The sequence below is a fragment of the Cyanobacterium stanieri LEGE 03274 genome (genome assembly GCF_015207825.1).
GTDB lineage: Bacteria > Cyanobacteriota > Cyanobacteriia > Cyanobacteriales > Cyanobacteriaceae > Cyanobacterium > Cyanobacterium stanieri_B.
The window spans coordinates 1-16,289 of sequence record NZ_JADEWC010000022.1; the positions used below are offsets into that span (position 1 = coordinate 1).

Here is a 16,289-nt window from a genome sequence, read left to right on the forward strand (position 1 = left end):
TCATCCCCCCATCTCCCCATCCCATCATCTCTACCAAGAAATGGAATATTTTAAACTAACAGTACGTCCACTTCCTGCACTGTTAAAAGTTTCCGAAAATCCTTTAGTCCTTTGGGCATAGGCAGGAAAATAAAAGGTATCCAGGAGATTTTCAACACCTATTTGTAATGTACCCTGTCCGATTTTTACACTACTGATGAAATCAAGAACAATATAACTATTGATAGGGCTAGGATCTACCCCTTCATTAAATGCCGAAGTGCGATCGCCTATAAACATTGCCTGAAGTCGATTCGTCCAATTAGGAGTCGTTTGATTTTGTACATAGGCAGTTAATTTTATAGGACTAATACGGGCGCTACTTAGGGCAACATAATTGCCATCATTTCCTAAATCTGCCTCCCCATCAGACCAACTTAAAGACCCCCCCACAGCCCATAAATCATTGATTTGAGCATCTATCGTACCTTCAATACCGTAAACCCTTTCAGGAGCTCTGACAATGTCAAATAACCCCGTATCATTATTAAAATCAAAAGCCGAACCAAAATCAGAAAAATTATAAAAACCCGTCAAACTAGCTTGAATATTAGCCCAATTTCCCCTAACTCCCAACTCAAACTCATTCACCTTTTGGGGTTGAGTAATATCCACATCCTGCCCCACGGAAAAACCCGGATCTGGAAAACCAAACACAATACCAAAATCAGGTACAGAAAAACCCTGAGAAAAATTGGTAAATAAAGTTATCTCCTCACTAGCCCGATAACTAGCACCAATATTGAAAAGGAAATCATCAAAAGAATCGTCACCCCCTTCAATAAAATCACCAAAGAAAGTAGTATAGTCTCCCACCGATACATCAATATTTTCGTAGCGTAACCCACCGTTAAGGGTCAAATTTTCCGTGGCATTCCACTGTAATTGTGCCAATAACCCTAAACTACTTAAATCATAGGAAGGCACTAAAATTCTTTCTTCTATGAGAGTATTTACCCGACCATTACTAGCATCAAAATCATCAGGATCAAATAAATTGAAAGTATTAGAGGTAGTTTCTTTATCATAATCCAAACCCCATAACACCCTTAATTGAGGATTTATCGGAGTATCAAGACTCAAACGCCCTCCCCAATTTTGAGAGTTTAAATTGCCCTGAAAAATACCAAAAGCACGGGGGCGGCGATCGCGCGGATCTGTACGACTGACATTATCTCGGTAGTAAATCTGACTATTCAAGACATTTCCCCCCAAATCTTGATGGGAATAACTGACATTAAACAAAAAATTCTCGTCTAACTGAGGCCCTCCCCCCGCAGGAAATTCCAACTCTCCCACTTCCAAAGCCCTCGCCTTTTGTACTCCCGGAATCTCATCCACAATGGGATCAGCAATAAAAGCACTTTCACGGCGATCATAAAAATAATTAGCCGTTAATTGCAACCTCTGATTTTCGTCCAACTGCACCCCCAATTTACCCAAAATATTGTAGGTATCACTTTCATCATTACCTTGAATAGTTGGGATGCGATCGCCCTGTGCATCAAAAGAAGCCCCCGAATCATCCCGAGAAAAATCAACCACAAAATCCACATTGTCTTGCTTACCCGATACCCCGTAGCGGATAAAATTACCAAAACTATCTCCCTCCAAACCACCTAAAGCCGCATCTATCCCCACTTCAAAATTAGAAACAACCCGATCTTCCTCTCCACGGCGAGTAATAATATTGATAATACCCCCCGTCGCCTCACCACCATAAAGCGCAGAAGGCCCCCTCACCACCTCAATTCGCTCCACCGCATTAGGAGAAATAGTTTGTAACTCCCGATCAAAATCTCGGTTATTAACATTCAAAGGCACTCCATCAATCAAAATAGAAGCCCCTCTACCCCGCAAAGAAGAAGCCGTAAAAGCCCTTTCCGAAGCAGGGCCAAACCCCGGTACCAACTTCCCTAAAATTTGTCCAAAATCACTCGTTAACGCCGTCTGTTGTTGAATTGTATCTCGATCAATCACCGTCACAGAACGAGAAACACGGGTAATATCCTCCTCCCGACGATTCGCCGTCACAATCAAATCAATGGTATCTACTTCCCCCGTCGATGCCACAGGAAAAGCACTAATCATTAATGCCCCCTCAACATCTTCCACAAATACACTAGGGGGATTCTCTTTACCTGTAATTCTTATCTGTACGCTATTATCTCCCCTTACCACGTCCACCGAATCAATTAGCCCATCAGAAATAGAGCGATTTAAACTATTCTCATTCGCTTCATCAAAATTAACCCCAAGAATTTCAATAACTGTAGTATTACCCTCGATATATTCTCGTAAATCAAGAGATTCATCCGTTAAAGTCTGAAAACGAATCTCTACACCCGTTACCGTTTCTTGAATTTGAATATCAAAAATTAGATTATTCTGAGCTTGAACAGGTTGTATCACTACCACAGAAGCCAAAGCACCCAACAACAACCTACCATTATTAAAATTTTGATTCATTTCCTTCACACCACTAATTGAAAAGATTTCCTAAAAAGATTCAATTTTCTATGGTAGGGCAGGGATTGGAATAATATTTATCGAAAACGGATTTTTTTTTCTTTCAAACGGATTTAATCACCTCCACTCAACCATGACATTGTTGTTGATAACTCTTTGGAGAAATGCCAAATTCAGCTTTAAAGGCAGAAGAAAAACTACCCAAACTTTTATAACCCACTTCCAACGCTACCCTACCAATGGAAAAATCATATTCTCGAATTAGTTTTTGAGCTTCCAATAAACGATAATATCGAAGATAACCAAATACAGTCATCTGAAAACACTGTAAAAAACCTTTTTTTAACTTATAATCATTTAATCCCACTTTTCTAGCTAAATCTATCAAAGAAGGAGGATTTTTATAATGACTAATTAAAATATCTTTGGCGTGATAAATTCTTTCTATATCATCTTTAATTAATTTACTATTTTTCAAGTTATTTGTATTGGTTATTTGTTCAAATTGTAAAGTTATAAGTTCTAATATTTTACTTTCCCAATACATTTGAGCAAAACAACCTTGATAGGGACAATTGATAATTTGTCTGAGTAATTTTTCTATATTAATATCTGTCTGACAACTATATAAAAAAGATGATATATCTTCTCCTTGTACCCATTTTTGTAACTGTTTAGCCAAGTGATGGTCAAAGTCAAAACAAATATTATGAAGAAATTTTTCACTAATAATTAACTTAATTGCCAAAATATTTTTATGGGCAGGAAGTTCATCTTTTTCCACAGAATTTTTGATTAAAAATAGATGATTATTTTGAGGGGTTATTTGTCGAGATGAATGAAGACAATTTACACAGGAAGTATAAGAACCAGCTAAATAAAAACTAGATACTAATTGATTATGATCATCCCCCTCATCTAGTTCAATCATTGGTTGATGATAATAATAATCTTGGATCAGAATATTGAGTCCATTTCTTAAAGCTATTTCTCGCCAAAAACCCTCCCCCCATTGGGGAGGAAATTCGGTAATGGTTTCTATATTATTGGAGTATTTTTTTATTTTTCCTTGATTTATTTTTTCTTGCCATAGGGCATAAAAATCTTTGCTGGAAATAGAAATAGTCATTTTCTACTTTTATTCCTACATACTTATTGATAATATTTATTATTATCATACATATCCTATGGATTGTCTCTACTATCTATTTGGATTAATGGGCTTCAGTGTCAGAGATTATCCCAAAGATTACTATTTTCCCTCATGCTGAAATGATCACCATTACCAATAATTAAATGGTCTAGGATAGGAATACCAATAATGGTAGAAGATTCTAATAACTTTTCAGTCAAAGAAATATCCTCCGTAGAAGGCTCAAGATTACCAGAAGGATGGTTGTGAGCGATAATAATATTAGTAGCTGATTGACGAATGGCTTCCCTGAAAACCTCTCGAGGATGGGCTAGGGTTTCATTGGCAATGCCAATGGTAATAATATGATTTGCAATCAAACTATTTTTACTATCCAATAGTAACACCGCAAAACGTTCTTGAGATTGCCACATTAATTCATGGCTAAAAGCTGAGGCGGCTGCCTGAGGGCTATCAATGATGGCCCTGGCATTAGGGCGAAATTGAAACGTCCTTTTACCTAATTCTACCCCTGCAAGGATTGTGGTCGCTTTTGCTGGCCCTACCCCAGGAATTGTCATTAACTCTACGGGGGAAATATCTCTTAAAACATCTAAGGGGTCTCTTTGGTATAAACTCAATTGATTAAGGATATATTGCCCTAGCCCTACGGCTGATAATTTTCCTTTACCTTGCCCCGTACCTAACAAAATAGCTATTAATTCCGCTGTAGAAAGATTCTTTGCTCCGCTTTCCATTAATCTTTCCCGGGGGCGCTCGCTCAGGGGAAGATCTGCTATCCTAAGATGGTAAACCATTGTAATGATTAGATTAACTGAAAATATTTATTTTTGCTATTAATCTTATGAGTTAATCAAGTATTTTTTATCTTTTAGCATCAATTTTTAACATATCATCTACATTTACTCTTGAAAAATAACACTACCGCAAAGATGTGTTAAGTTATTGTTCATTGTCAATTGTCAATTGTCAATTGTTACCCCCTTGTCAAGAAATAACTTGTACGGTTACAATAGATAGTCTGAGTGTATAGGAAAGAATCCTAAGTTAAACTATTTAAAGTAAATCATTATAAGTATAAGATAGTGGCCAATTCTAAATCAGCAATCAAAAGAATTCAAATCAATGAGCGTAACCGTATGCGTAATAAGACTTATAAGTCTGCGGTTAGAACCTTAATGAAAAAATACTTCCAAGCCGTGGAAGTCTATTCTGTCAATCCTAACGAAGATCAAAAGAAAGTAGTGGATGCTTCTATGTCTGCGGCCTACAGTAAAATTGATAAGGCTGTGAAAAGAGGAGTATTCCATAAAAATAATGGAGCTAGAAAAAAAGCTAGACTAGCAAAAGCTCTAAAAAATGCTCTCCCTCAATCAGCCTAAATTATTAATAGAAAAATTTTCCCGAAGATGAAGGGGTGGTCTAATGGTGTTTTTTGTCTGCCAGTATCATAACAAAGTGACAAGTTACGCCCGATCGCCCTTATATTGTGGTGTAAAATTATAGAGATAGTTAGTTCAATCCCTGAAGTAAATAAGCAAGGTTATGCAATTAATAGATACCCATGTCCATGTAAACTTTGATCGATTCCAAGGGGATTTAGAAGAGGTTTCCCATCGTTGGCGGGAAAAAGGAGTTAGCAAATTAGTTCATTCCTGTGTTCATCCCGACGAATTTGAGACCATTAAAAAATTATCTTTACAGTTTCCAGAGCTATATTGTGCCGTAGGTTTGCATCCCCTAGATACCCAACGCTGGGAGGGAGAAAAAACAGCTCAAAAAATCCTCCACTTTGCCCAATCCTTCTCCAAAGTAGTAGCTATCGGGGAAATGGGCTTAGACTTTTATAAGGATGATAATAGCTCAGTGCAAGAGGAAGTATGTTGGCGACAACTAGAAATTGCCCATCAACTCGATAAACCAGTGATCATTCACTGTCGAGATGCTGCCAAGGCAATGGTTAAACTACTCCAAGATTTTTTTAAGAGCAAAGGAAAAGTAAACGGCGTAATGCACTGTTGGACAGGAAATCCGGAAGAAACCCAGTGGTTTTTAGAACTCGGAATGTATGTAAGTTTTAGCGGAGTGGTTACCTTCAAAAACGCCCATAGCGTCCATGAGAGTGCCAAAATAGTACCTTCTGAGCGTCTTTTGATTGAAACCGACTGCCCCTTTCTTGCCCCTGCCCCCTACCGAGGTAAACGCAATGAACCTGCCTACGTCCTCCATGTGGCCGAAAAACTAGCCGAGCTTAGAAAAGAAGCCTTAGAGGCGATCGCCTCTACCACCACCGCCAACGCCCACAAACTGTTTAAACTATAAATCTTTTTCCCCATGGGAGAAAAAAAGGGCTAAGGGAAACCTGCCGAATCAGCTTAAAAAAAGGCAAAATAAGCGTTATGATGAATAGACGCTGTTTTATTGCCCCATCGAAATACCAGAATCAAAAACCTGAAACCGACTTATGAGAACCCAAGAACTGTTACCCGATTTAATCGAAATTCAACGCTCTAGCTACAAATGGTTTTTAGAGCATGGCATTATTGAAGAACTCAACAGTTTTAGCCCCATTACCGACTATGCAGGAAAATTAGAACTACAGTTTATCGGTGAAAAATATCGCCTCAAAGAGCCAAAATATAACATCGAAGAAGCAAAAAAAAGAGAAGCCAGTTACGAAGTTCAAATCTACGTCCCCACCCGTTTAATGAACAAAGAAACAGGGGATATTAAAGAACAAGAAGTATTTATCGGACAACTACCCCTCATGACAGACAGGGGAACATTCCTCATTAACGGTGCAGAAAGAGTCATCGTTAACCAAATAGTGCGATCGCCAGGGGTTTACTTCAAATCAGAACTAGATAAAAACGGTAAAAGAACCTACTCCGCCTCCGTCATTCCCAACCGAGGAGCATGGTTAAAATTTGAAACCGACAAAAACGGAGTCGTCTGGGTAAGAATCGACAAAACCCGTAAAATTACCGCCCAAGTGCTACTCAAAGCCATGGGCTTGAGCGATCGTGAAATATTAGACCGCTTCCGTCATGCCGACTTCTACCAAAAAACCATGGAAAAAGAAGGCAATCCCAGCACAGACGAAGCCCTAATGGAGCTATACCGCAAACTAAGGCCTGGTGAACCCCCCACCGTAAGTGGCGGTCAAGCCCTCCTAGAAACCCGTTTCTTTGACCCCAAACGTTATGACTTGGGCAAAGTAGGACGCTACAAAATGAACAAAAAGCTACGGTTGAGCGTTCCCGAAAACATGAGAGTATTAACCATCGACGATATTCTTTCCACCGTCGATTATCTCATTAACCTTGAATTTGACATCGGTAGCACCGACGACATCGATCACCTTGGTAACCGTAGGGTAAGAAGCGTGGGCGAACTTCTACAAAACCAAATCAGAGTCGGGTTATCTCGCCTCGAGCGCATCATCAAAGAAAGAATGACCGTAGGCGATCCCAACACCCTCAGCCCCACCGCCCTGGTGAACCCCAAACCCTTAGCCGCCGCCATCAAAGAATTTTTTGGCTCATCTCAGTTATCCCAATTCATGGATCAAACCAACCCCCTAGCGGAATTGACCCATAAACGTCGTATCTCCGCCCTAGGACCTGGAGGTTTAAGCCGTGACAGAGCAGGGTTTGCCGTGCGAGATATTCACCCTAGCCACTACGGTCGTATTTGTCCTGTGGAAACCCCAGAAGGCCCCAACGCAGGTTTAATTGGTTCTTTGGCTACCTATGCTCGGGTTAACGAATATGGCTTTATTGCCACCCCTTACTATAAAGTTGAAAATGGTAAGGTGCGCTGGGATTTAGCTCCCGAATACCTCACCGCCGACGAAGAAGACGATAAAAGAGTCGCCCCAGGAGACCTTTCCACCGATGAAGAAGGATATATCCTAGGAGAAAGTGTACCTATTCGTTACCGTCAGGAGTTTTCCACCACCAGCCCCGATCAGGTGGACTATGTAGCCGTATCCCCCGTACAAATCGTTTCCGTGGCTACCTCCATGATTCCCTTCCTAGAACATGATGACGCCAACCGTGCGCTGATGGGATCTAACATGCAACGTCAGGCAGTCCCCCTTCTTCGATCCGAGCGCCCCTTAGTGGGTACAGGATTAGAAGGACAAGCCGCCCGAGACTCAGGAATGGTAATTGTATCCAGAGATCATGGCACTATTAGTTATGTGGACTCCAAAACCATCAAATTAGTCACCAAGGAAGGGGTAGAGATTGTTTACAACCTTCAAAAATACGAACGCTCTAACCAAGACACTTGCTTAAACCAGCGCCCCTTAGTGGATGAAGGAGAAGAAGTAGTACCGGGTCAAGTATTAGCCGATGGTTCAGCCACCGAAGGGGGAGAACTCGCCCTCGGTCAAAATATTACCGTAGCTTATATGCCCTGGGAGGGTTACAACTACGAGGATGCTATTCTAATCAGTGAAAGATTAGTCCAAGAGGATGTTTACACCACCATCCACGTGGAAAAACACGACATCGAATCCCGTCAAACCAAATTAGGGCCAGAAGAAATTACCCGAGAAATTCCCAACGTCGGTGAAGATGCCCTTCTCAACCTCGATGAAAACGGTATTATCCGTGTGGGTGCATGGGTAGAAGCAGGGGATATTTTAGTAGGTAAAGTTACCCCTAAAGGAGAATCCGATCAACCCCCCGAAGAAAAACTCCTACGCGCCATTTTCGGCGAAAAAGCCAGAGATGTAAGGGATAACTCCCTTCGTTTACCCAACGGGGAAAGAGGTAGAGTAGTTTATGTTCGTGTTTTCACCCGTGAACAAGGAGACGAATTGCCCCCCAACACCAATATGATTGTCAGGGTATATATCGCCGAAAAACGGAAAATACAAGTGGGAGATAAAATGGCAGGGCGCCACGGAAACAAAGGAATTGTATCCCGTATCCTACCTCGGGAAGATATGCCTTACTTACCCGATGGAAGCCCCGTGGACATCGTTCTTAACCCCCTTGGGGTACCTTCTCGGATGAACGTGGGACAGGTATTTGAGTGTCTGTTAGGATGGGCAGGAGAACACCTCGGTTATCGTTTCAAAATGACTCCCTTTGACGAGATGTATGGGGAAGAAGCCTCCCGTAATACCGTTAATGGTTTACTCCGTGATGCAGCGAAAAAACAGGGTAAAGATTGGGTATTTAATGAAAATCACCCCGGTAAAATTCAGGTCTATGACGGACGCACAGGAGAGCCTTTTGATAACCCTGTGACCATTGGTAAAGCCTATATGTTGAAACTGGTTCACCTTGTCCAGCATAAGATTCACGCCCGTTCTACCGGTCCTTACTCCCTCGTTACCCAACAACCCTTGGGCGGAAAAGCTCAACATGGTGGGCAAAGATTTGGGGAAATGGAAGTATGGGCTTTGGAAGCCTATGGCGCCGCCTATACCCTCCAAGAGTTGTTAACGGTCAAATCCGATGATATGCAAGGACGTAATGAGGCGCTAAATGCGATCGTTAAGGGTAAATCTATTCCTCACCCCGGCACTCCTGAATCGTTTAAAGTGTTACTCCGTGAGTTACAATCCCTCGGCTTAGATGTATCGGTTCATAAGGTAATTGATGGTAGTGAACACGTGGAAATTGACTTAATGGATACCACCCAAAGAGCCCCTAAACGTCCTACCTATGAAAATTTAGCTAGTCTTGGTCAAGAGGATGACGAATATTAAATACCTTGATAGTTAACTAATTTTTGGGGTGAGTACAATTTTTTGGAGGAAGAATGATTATCAATGAATATATTGACGGTTTTTCCTTCACCCTAATTCCCCTTCTAAAAGGTAAATCATAGCCAATACCCATTACCAACTAATAAAAGATGATGTCTCAAAATAAAGAACAAAGCAAAAAACCCCAAGTCTTCTACAACAGAATTATTGATAAAGGGGCTTTAAAAAAACTGATTGCCAAAACCTTCACCGAATATGGCTCGGCTCGTTGTGCCGCAGTGTGTGATCAGTTAAAAACCATGGGTTTCCATTACGCAACCCAAGCCGCAGTATCCATCAGTGTGGAAGATTTGAAAGTACCTGAAGCCAAAAAGAATATGTTGGCCGAGGCAGAAAGCACCATAAAAACCACCATGAATCGTTATGCCAATGGGGAAATTACTGAGGTAGAACGTTTCCAAAAGGTAATTGATACTTGGAATGATACTTCTGAGTCTCTTAAAGATGAAGTGGTGCGTAACTTCCGTCAATCTGATCCCCTTAACTCGGTTTATATGATGGCATTTTCTGGGGCTAGGGGTAACATTAGTCAAGTTCGTCAGTTAGTGGGTATGCGGGGTTTGATGGCCGATCCTCAAGGGGAAATCATTGACTTACCCATTAAAACTAATTTCCGTGAGGGTTTGACGGTAACAGAATATATTATTTCTTCCTACGGAGCCAGAAAAGGTTTGGTAGATACCGCCCTAAGAACCGCTGACTCTGGTTATCTTACCCGTCGTTTGGTGGATGTGTCGCAGGATGTAATTATCCGTGAAACCGATTGTGGTACCCATAAAGGGGTCTGGATTGAACCGATGAAAGATGGCGATCGCACCTTAATTCCCTTAGGAGATCGTCTCTTAGGTCGTGTGTTAGCCGATGATGTGGTACATCCTATTACAGGGGAAGTGATTGCCGAGCGCAACCAGGCCATCGATCAAGACTTAGCCAAAATTATTGGTAAAACCGTCGAAAAAGTAAAAGTAAGATCCCCCCTCACCTGTGAAACCGCCCGATCTGTATGTCAAAAATGTTACGGTTGGTCATTGGCCCATGGGGAATGGGTAAACATGGGAGAAGCCATTGGTATTATCGCAGCCCAGTCCATCGGTGAACCAGGTACTCAGCTTACCATGCGTACTTTCCACACAGGGGGTGTATTCACAGGGGAAGTAGCCCAGCGTATTATCAGCCCCGTAGATGGATTAGTTAAATTTGATAAAAAATTAAAAGTAAGGGAAAACCGTACCCGCCATGGAGATCAAAAACTATTGGTAGAGGTAAACGGTAATATCATCGTGGGTGATAAAAAAGTTCCCGTTCCCGTAAACAGCTTACTAGCCATCCGAGAAGGAGACGAAGTAACTAAAGATCAACTTCTTGCCGAAGTAATGCCCCAGAAAACCCGTTCCACCGAAAGGGTTACCAAAGATGTCCCCTCCGATTTAGCAGGGGAAGTTATTTTCCAAGACGTAGATCCCCTTACCACCACCGACAGACAGGGTAACAGCACCATCACAGCCTCCCGTAACGGTCTGATTTGGGTACTTTCTGGACAGGTTTATAACCTACCCCCCAACGCTGAACCCGTGGTTAAAAACGGCGAGAAAATCAAACAAGGATCAGTCCTTGCCGAAAGTAAGTTAAAAACAAAAAGTGGCGGGGTATGCCGTTTTGAAGAAGGTAGCAGGGAAATTGAAATTATTACCGCTTCTGTATCCCTAGATCAAGCCGATATTTTCCTCGAACACCACGGCAACCAGCAACAATACGTTATCCATACTCCTAAGGGCGCTCGTTTTGCCCTCAAAGTTAGCCCAGGTACCAAAGTACAAAATAATCAAATTGTCGCCGAATTAATTGACGATACCTTCACCACAGAAACAGGGGGTATCATGCGTTATGCAGGGCTAGAAACTGGACGTGGTAATAAAAAACAAGGATATGAAGTAACCACCGAAGGAACTTTAATTTGGATTCCCGAAGAAAGCCACGAAATTAACAAAGACATCTCCCTATTGATGGTAGAAGATGGACAGTATGTAGAAGCAGGAACAGAAGTTGTTAAAGATGTATTCTGCCAATCTAGCGGTGTGGTCGAAATCATCCAAAAGAACGACATCTTAAGGGAAATTATCATCAAGCCAGGTAAGCTATACATGGATTTAGATCCTGAGCATATGGCAACCCTAGAAGATGGCACTATTCTTTCCCCGGGTACCGAAATCATGGCAGGTATCACTACCGAACATGAGTGCATTAGCGAATTTGTTGATACCAACGAGGGTGTCGGTTTATTACTACGCCCCATGAAACAGTATGAAGTCATTAACACCACCCAATCACCTTCCCAAGAGTCTTTAAATAGTGCAGGGGGTAAAATTAACCTTCGCCCCGTATTACGTACTTTCTTTAAAGATGGTGAAAGGGTGAAAAGTGTTGAAGGGGTACAGTTAGTTACCACTCAATTAGTTCTCGAAACCAGCGAAGGTATGAGCGCTGACATCGAATTAATTGAAGATGAAAATCATGAAGACTGTTTTCGCTTACAAATTGTGGTTCTTGAGTCGGTAATGTTACGCCGTGAAATAGAAACCGAACCTAATATTGTTACCACCGTCACCGTCACCGATGGCCAAGAAATTATGCCAGGGGATGTGGTAGCCACCACTCAAATTCTCTGTCAAGAAAACGGTATCATCCGTGGTATCCGTGAAGGGGTTGAAGCTATTCGTCGTATCTTGGTAGTCAGGGAAAATGACATCTTGGAAATAGAGACGAAGGGTAATTTACTCAAAAAAGAAGGAGATTTTGTTACTCAGGGAGAATTAATCGCTGAAGGTGTTAGCGCCCCTGACTCTGGTTATGTGATGGAAACCCAAGGTAATACAGTTAGTTTGCGTAATGCTCGTCCTTACCGTGTATCTACGGGAGCTATTTTACATATTGAACAGGGTGACCTAGTGCAACGGGGTGATAACCTTGTACTATTGGTATTTGAAAGGGCAAAAACTGGGGATATTGTTCAAGGTTTACCGAGAATTGAAGAATTATTGGAAGCCCGTAAGCCCAAAGAACCTGCTATCCTTGCCCGTCGTCCTGGGGTGTGTCAGGTAGAGTATAAGGATGACGAGGCGATCGATGTGAAGGTAATTGAGGATGATGGCACTATCTCTGAATATTCTTTAGGTCCTAACCAAAATATCATTGTGGGTGATAATCAAAGGGTGAATACGGGAGATTCTCTTTCCGATGGTTTAGTTAGTCCCCACGAACTTTTGGAAGTCTTTTATGATTATAATAAGGAGCATATGGGAGCTTATGAAGCTGCTTTAGGTGCGATGCAAAAGGCTCAGTTATTCTTAGTTAATCAAATCCAAGGGGTTTATCAATCTCAGGGTATTGATATTTCTGATAAACATATTGAAGTAATCGTACGTCAGATGACTTCTAAGGTTCACATCGATGATGGGGGCGATAGTATTCGTTTACCAGGGGAGTTGGTAGAGTTGCGCGACATCGAGAAGGATAATGAAACTTTGTCTTTAACCGGTGGCGCTCCTATCGAATATACTCCTAAGTTGATGGGTATTACGAAATCTAGTTTGAATACTGATAGTTTCATCTCGGCGGCTAGTTTCCAAGAAACCACGAGGGTATTAACAGAAGCAGCCATTGAAGGTAAGTCTGACTGGTTAAGGGGTTTGAAGGAAAACGTAATTATTGGTCGTTTAATTCCTGCGGGTACAGGGTTTAATGCCTATGATGAAAATCTTGACTGGGAAGATACCGAAGTGGGTGCGGGTAATTCTAATTATCTTGGCATCGGCGATGTTAGTGAGGAGTATGAGGAACAAAATTATATTCTTCCTGATTCGGAGGATGTGATTATTGATGATAAGACTGCTCGGGCTTTATCTCCAGAGGATGCGGCTATTATGGATGATGATTTGATTGATGATAATTATCAGAGTTAGTATCTTATTGTTTACTTTGAGATCGTAAAGAGTCATAGGGCTTGGATATAATGGGAGGGGGCTTTTAAAGAACTTAAAAGGTTCGGCAAAAGCTCCTTGTCTGTTGTATGAGCAAAAATCATTAACTGTCATGAAAAATATAGTCGAAATTAAAAAACTGCAAAAAAGCTATGGCAAAATAGAGGCTGTTAAAGATATTTCTTTTTCGGTGCAAAGTGGGGAAATTTTCGGCTTGTTAGGACCTAATGGGGCGGGAAAAACTACGACTATCCGTTGTCTGACTACCCTTGCTCAGCCTGATGGGGGAGAAATTTGGGTGGATGGGGTATGTGCAATGAAACAACCTAAGCAGGTGCGACAGAAGTTGGGTTATGTGGCCCAAGAAGTGGCTATTGATAAGATGTTGACGGGTAGGGAGTTGTTAGAGTTACAGTCGGCTTTGTATCATATTCCCCCGAAAATTGCTTCTCAACGTATTGAGCAGTTGTTGGATTTGTTGGATTTAGAGGAATATGGCGATCGCAAAAGTGGCACTTATTCGGGGGGCATTCGTAAAAGGTTGGATTTGGCTTCTGGGTTATTGCATCAACCACAAGTGTTGATTTTGGATGAGCCTTCGGTGGGTTTAGATATTGAGAGTCGGATGATTGTTTGGGAGTTTTTGAAGGAGTTGAAAAAGGCTGGTACTACGGTGTTAATTACTAGCCATTATTTGGAGGAAATTGATGCTCTTGCCGATCGCCTTGCTATTATTGATAAAGGGGTAGTTATTGCGGAGGGTACGCCTTCTAGTTTAAAAGATAGGATCGGGGGCGATCGCATCACACTCCGTATTAAGGAATTTTTACCCACCCCAGAGGCCGAAGATAGTAAAGTCAAATTAGCTGAACTTCCTTTTGTTAAGGAAATTATAATTAATCAAGCTCAAGGTAATTCTCTTAATTTGGTGGTTACCCCCAATAGTAACCCCATTAGTCAAATTGAAAATACCCTCAAGGAAATGGGTTTACCTTTATTTAGTATTAGTCAATCACGACCTAGCCTTGATGATGTTTATCTTGCCGCCACGGGGCGTACCCTCCTTGATGCGGAAATGGAAGCTGTTACAAAAAGGGATTTGAAAGCGGAGAAAAAACAGGCGATGAAAAGTAAGTAGGGATGATGGGGAGTAACGGTGTTAGGTATCGGGTTAAGGAATTTGCAAAAACTGTATTTTATATCGAGTTCGCTAAATTCGTTATCAATAGATTATATCTTCGTAGCCCCACCGTTTAATGAATTATATCAAGTTCGGATAATTTGTAATCAATAGATTTTATGTTCGCAGCTGCCCCACCGTGTAATGAATTACACGGCTAATGGTAGTTCGTTCAATAAATTGAACTAAAGTATTAATACTGCTAATTTATAAGTGATCAAGGGGACTTGATATTAATTAATTTTCTGGTATTTAGTGGGGTGATGGGGAGTAAAGGTGATGAGGAGTAGGGATGATAATAGTTTAATTATCAATGGTTAATTGTTTTTTAATATCTAATCTGTAAGGTAACAGATGCTCTCACATCCTGTTCTCCTCCAACCACAGGGGTAGAGGCGATATTCGATGATAAGGCGCGATCGCTCATACTTTCCATCATCAAAGGGCGAGGGGTATTAGCTCCATTTACATTAATGGTAATCACTTCTTGGGGGGTGAGGTTTAATGCCCTTAACACCGCTTGAGCTTGTCTTTGGGCATCATTGGTGGCTTTTTCTAAGGCTCGGCTTTGGGCTTGACTGATAGCCATTTCCGTGGCACTGAAACTAACGCTATCGATACGGGTAGCGCCCACATTTACAGTTTCATCTAAAATACTACCCACTTGCTCAATATCTGTTTCAAAGCTAACTATGTTTGTAGCGGTATAGTTAACTAATTGACGACGATTATCATTGTATGAATAATTAGGTCGTAGTTGAATTCCTGTGGTTTGTAATTTATTCACATTATTGGAACGTAATATTTCTAGTAGGGCGGTGGTGCGCTCGGCTACTTCTTGTTGAATTTGGGCAGGATTTTGTCCTTCTATTTCCACTCCTAATTGCACTGTGGCGATGGTGGTGGCAATGGATTCGATGCCTTGCCCTGTCACAGTGATAGTTTTTACTACTTGTTCTTGTGCTATCACTGGAGATGCTAACATTAGGGTTGAAATACTAAGGGGTAATAAGGTTTGAACGGGTTTGATGAAAAACATTATTTTGTGATTTTTTGATAATTTATCTTCAGATTAAGGGGCGCTGGTTTAGGTTTAAAATCCTAGAAGTCCATAGATATGAAATTGAGATATTTATACATTAAAAGTTTGATTAATTTTCAATGATCATCAATTATCCTTTTGTTTTCTATTCAACCTGATGGACTATTCCAGCGCACCTTACACCAGTTTAATGGCTTTTCCACTCTCCTGATGAAATTAATATTCCTTGATAAAAGTTAATCTTCTCTTGAGTCATAAAATAAGTCCATGCCTCATCGATCGCCCTGTTATCATAATCATATACCATTACTTTTTCCCTCTGATAATCATTAAGATGAGGTTCTCTATTTTCCTGATAACCTTCTAATTGATCAATTTTTTCTAAGGCAGATGAATCGGGGAAAGTGAGTAAATATCCTTGTACCTTATTTTGACTTTTGAGCATAGCAGGATAACCAAGAGATAGAGAATAAATATCTCCATAAGTCCAACATTTTTGCTCATAAATGGTTTTTTGAGCGCAGTATAAATAGTAATTCACTTCTTGGGGTTTGAGAGTGCCATAAACAAAAATTTTCATTGCCGAAGATTAATTTATTTGCTCATTTTTTCCTCATCACATATTACCCAAGGATTTCTCA

10 protein-coding genes are annotated in these 16,289 nt (G+C 41.0%); 5 read left to right on the forward strand and 5 right to left on the reverse strand.

Features of this window, described 5'->3' with window-relative positions; genetic code table 11:
- Positions 1-30: 30 nt before the first annotated feature.
- From IQ215_RS10085 to radC, 3 genes are all read right to left on the reverse strand, one after another.
- Positions 31-2,508 carry a TonB-dependent receptor gene (locus IQ215_RS10085; RefSeq protein WP_193801187.1) on the reverse strand — a complete coding sequence of 826 codons (2,478 nt, stop codon included), beginning with the start codon at positions 2,506-2,508 and terminating at the stop codon, positions 31-33.
- Positions 2,509-2,635: 127 nt separating this feature from the next.
- A complete protein-coding gene (locus IQ215_RS10090; protein ID WP_193801188.1) occupies positions 2,636-3,637 on the reverse strand; it encodes a helix-turn-helix transcriptional regulator in 1,002 nt (333 codons plus the stop codon).
- Between the two features lie 101 nt (positions 3,638-3,738).
- Complete coding sequence (gene radC, locus IQ215_RS10095) at positions 3,739-4,458, reverse strand: RadC family protein (protein ID WP_193801189.1); 720 nt, start codon at positions 4,456-4,458, stop codon at positions 3,739-3,741.
- Positions 4,459-4,746: 288 nt separating this feature from the next.
- On the opposite strand from radC, the gene rpsT reads away from it, so the two are divergent.
- From rpsT to IQ215_RS10120, 5 genes are all read left to right on the forward strand, one after another.
- Positions 4,747-5,043: a 30S ribosomal protein S20 gene (gene rpsT, locus IQ215_RS10100; RefSeq protein WP_193801190.1), complete on the forward strand. Its 297-nt coding sequence runs from the start codon at positions 4,747-4,749 to the stop codon at positions 5,041-5,043.
- A gap of 163 nt (positions 5,044-5,206) precedes the next feature.
- The gene (locus IQ215_RS10105) at positions 5,207-5,983 is read left to right on the forward strand and encodes a TatD family hydrolase (protein WP_193801191.1); all 777 of its coding nucleotides are present in this window, start codon (positions 5,207-5,209) and stop codon (positions 5,981-5,983) included.
- A 142-nt stretch (positions 5,984-6,125) separates the two neighbouring features.
- A complete protein-coding gene (gene rpoB / locus IQ215_RS10110) occupies positions 6,126-9,389 on the forward strand; it encodes a DNA-directed RNA polymerase subunit beta (RefSeq protein WP_193801192.1) in 3,264 nt (1,087 codons plus the stop codon).
- 152 nt (positions 9,390-9,541) lie between these two features.
- Positions 9,542-13,408 (forward strand): DNA-directed RNA polymerase subunit beta', encoded by a 3,867-nt coding sequence (locus IQ215_RS10115; RefSeq protein WP_193801227.1) that lies wholly within the window; start codon positions 9,542-9,544, stop codon positions 13,406-13,408.
- A gap of 130 nt (positions 13,409-13,538) precedes the next feature.
- Positions 13,539-14,564, forward strand: coding sequence for an ABC transporter ATP-binding protein (locus IQ215_RS10120; protein WP_193801193.1), 1,026 nt, complete (start codon positions 13,539-13,541; stop codon positions 14,562-14,564).
- Positions 14,565-14,934: 370 nt separating this feature from the next.
- Here the strand turns inward: IQ215_RS10120 and IQ215_RS10125 are convergent, their stop codons facing one another.
- The gene (locus IQ215_RS10125; protein WP_241735301.1) at positions 14,935-15,591 is read right to left on the reverse strand and encodes an SIMPL domain-containing protein; all 657 of its coding nucleotides are present in this window, start codon (positions 15,589-15,591) and stop codon (positions 14,935-14,937) included.
- A 244-nt stretch (positions 15,592-15,835) separates the two neighbouring features.
- Positions 15,836-16,228 (reverse strand): gamma-glutamylcyclotransferase family protein, encoded by a 393-nt coding sequence (locus IQ215_RS10130; RefSeq protein WP_193801195.1) that lies wholly within the window; start codon positions 16,226-16,228, stop codon positions 15,836-15,838.
- Between the last annotated feature and the right edge of the window lie 61 nt (positions 16,229-16,289).

What these genes read in the sequence shown, in the direction of transcription:
- IQ215_RS10085 (WP_193801187.1), bottom strand. Translation starts at nt 2,508, where the DNA reads ATGAATCAAAATTTTAATAATGGTAGGTTGTTGTTGGGTGCTTTGGCT.
- IQ215_RS10090 (WP_193801188.1), bottom strand. Translation starts at nt 3,637, where the DNA reads ATGACTATTTCTATTTCCAGCAAAGATTTTTATGCCCTATGGCAAGAA.
- radC (WP_193801189.1), bottom strand. Translation starts at nt 4,458, where the DNA reads ATGGTTTACCATCTTAGGATAGCAGATCTTCCCCTGAGCGAGCGCCCC.
- IQ215_RS10105 (WP_193801191.1), top strand. Translation starts at nt 5,207, where the DNA reads ATGCAATTAATAGATACCCATGTCCATGTAAACTTTGATCGATTCCAA.
- rpoB (WP_193801192.1), top strand. Translation starts at nt 6,126, where the DNA reads ATGAGAACCCAAGAACTGTTACCCGATTTAATCGAAATTCAACGCTCT.
- IQ215_RS10115 (WP_193801227.1), top strand. Translation starts at nt 9,542, where the DNA reads ATGTCTCAAAATAAAGAACAAAGCAAAAAACCCCAAGTCTTCTACAAC.
- IQ215_RS10120 (WP_193801193.1), top strand. Translation starts at nt 13,539, where the DNA reads ATGAAAAATATAGTCGAAATTAAAAAACTGCAAAAAAGCTATGGCAAA.
- IQ215_RS10125 (WP_241735301.1), bottom strand. Translation starts at nt 15,591, where the DNA reads ATGTTAGCATCTCCAGTGATAGCACAAGAACAAGTAGTAAAAACTATC.
- IQ215_RS10130 (WP_193801195.1), bottom strand. Translation starts at nt 16,228, where the DNA reads ATGAAAATTTTTGTTTATGGCACTCTCAAACCCCAAGAAGTGAATTAC.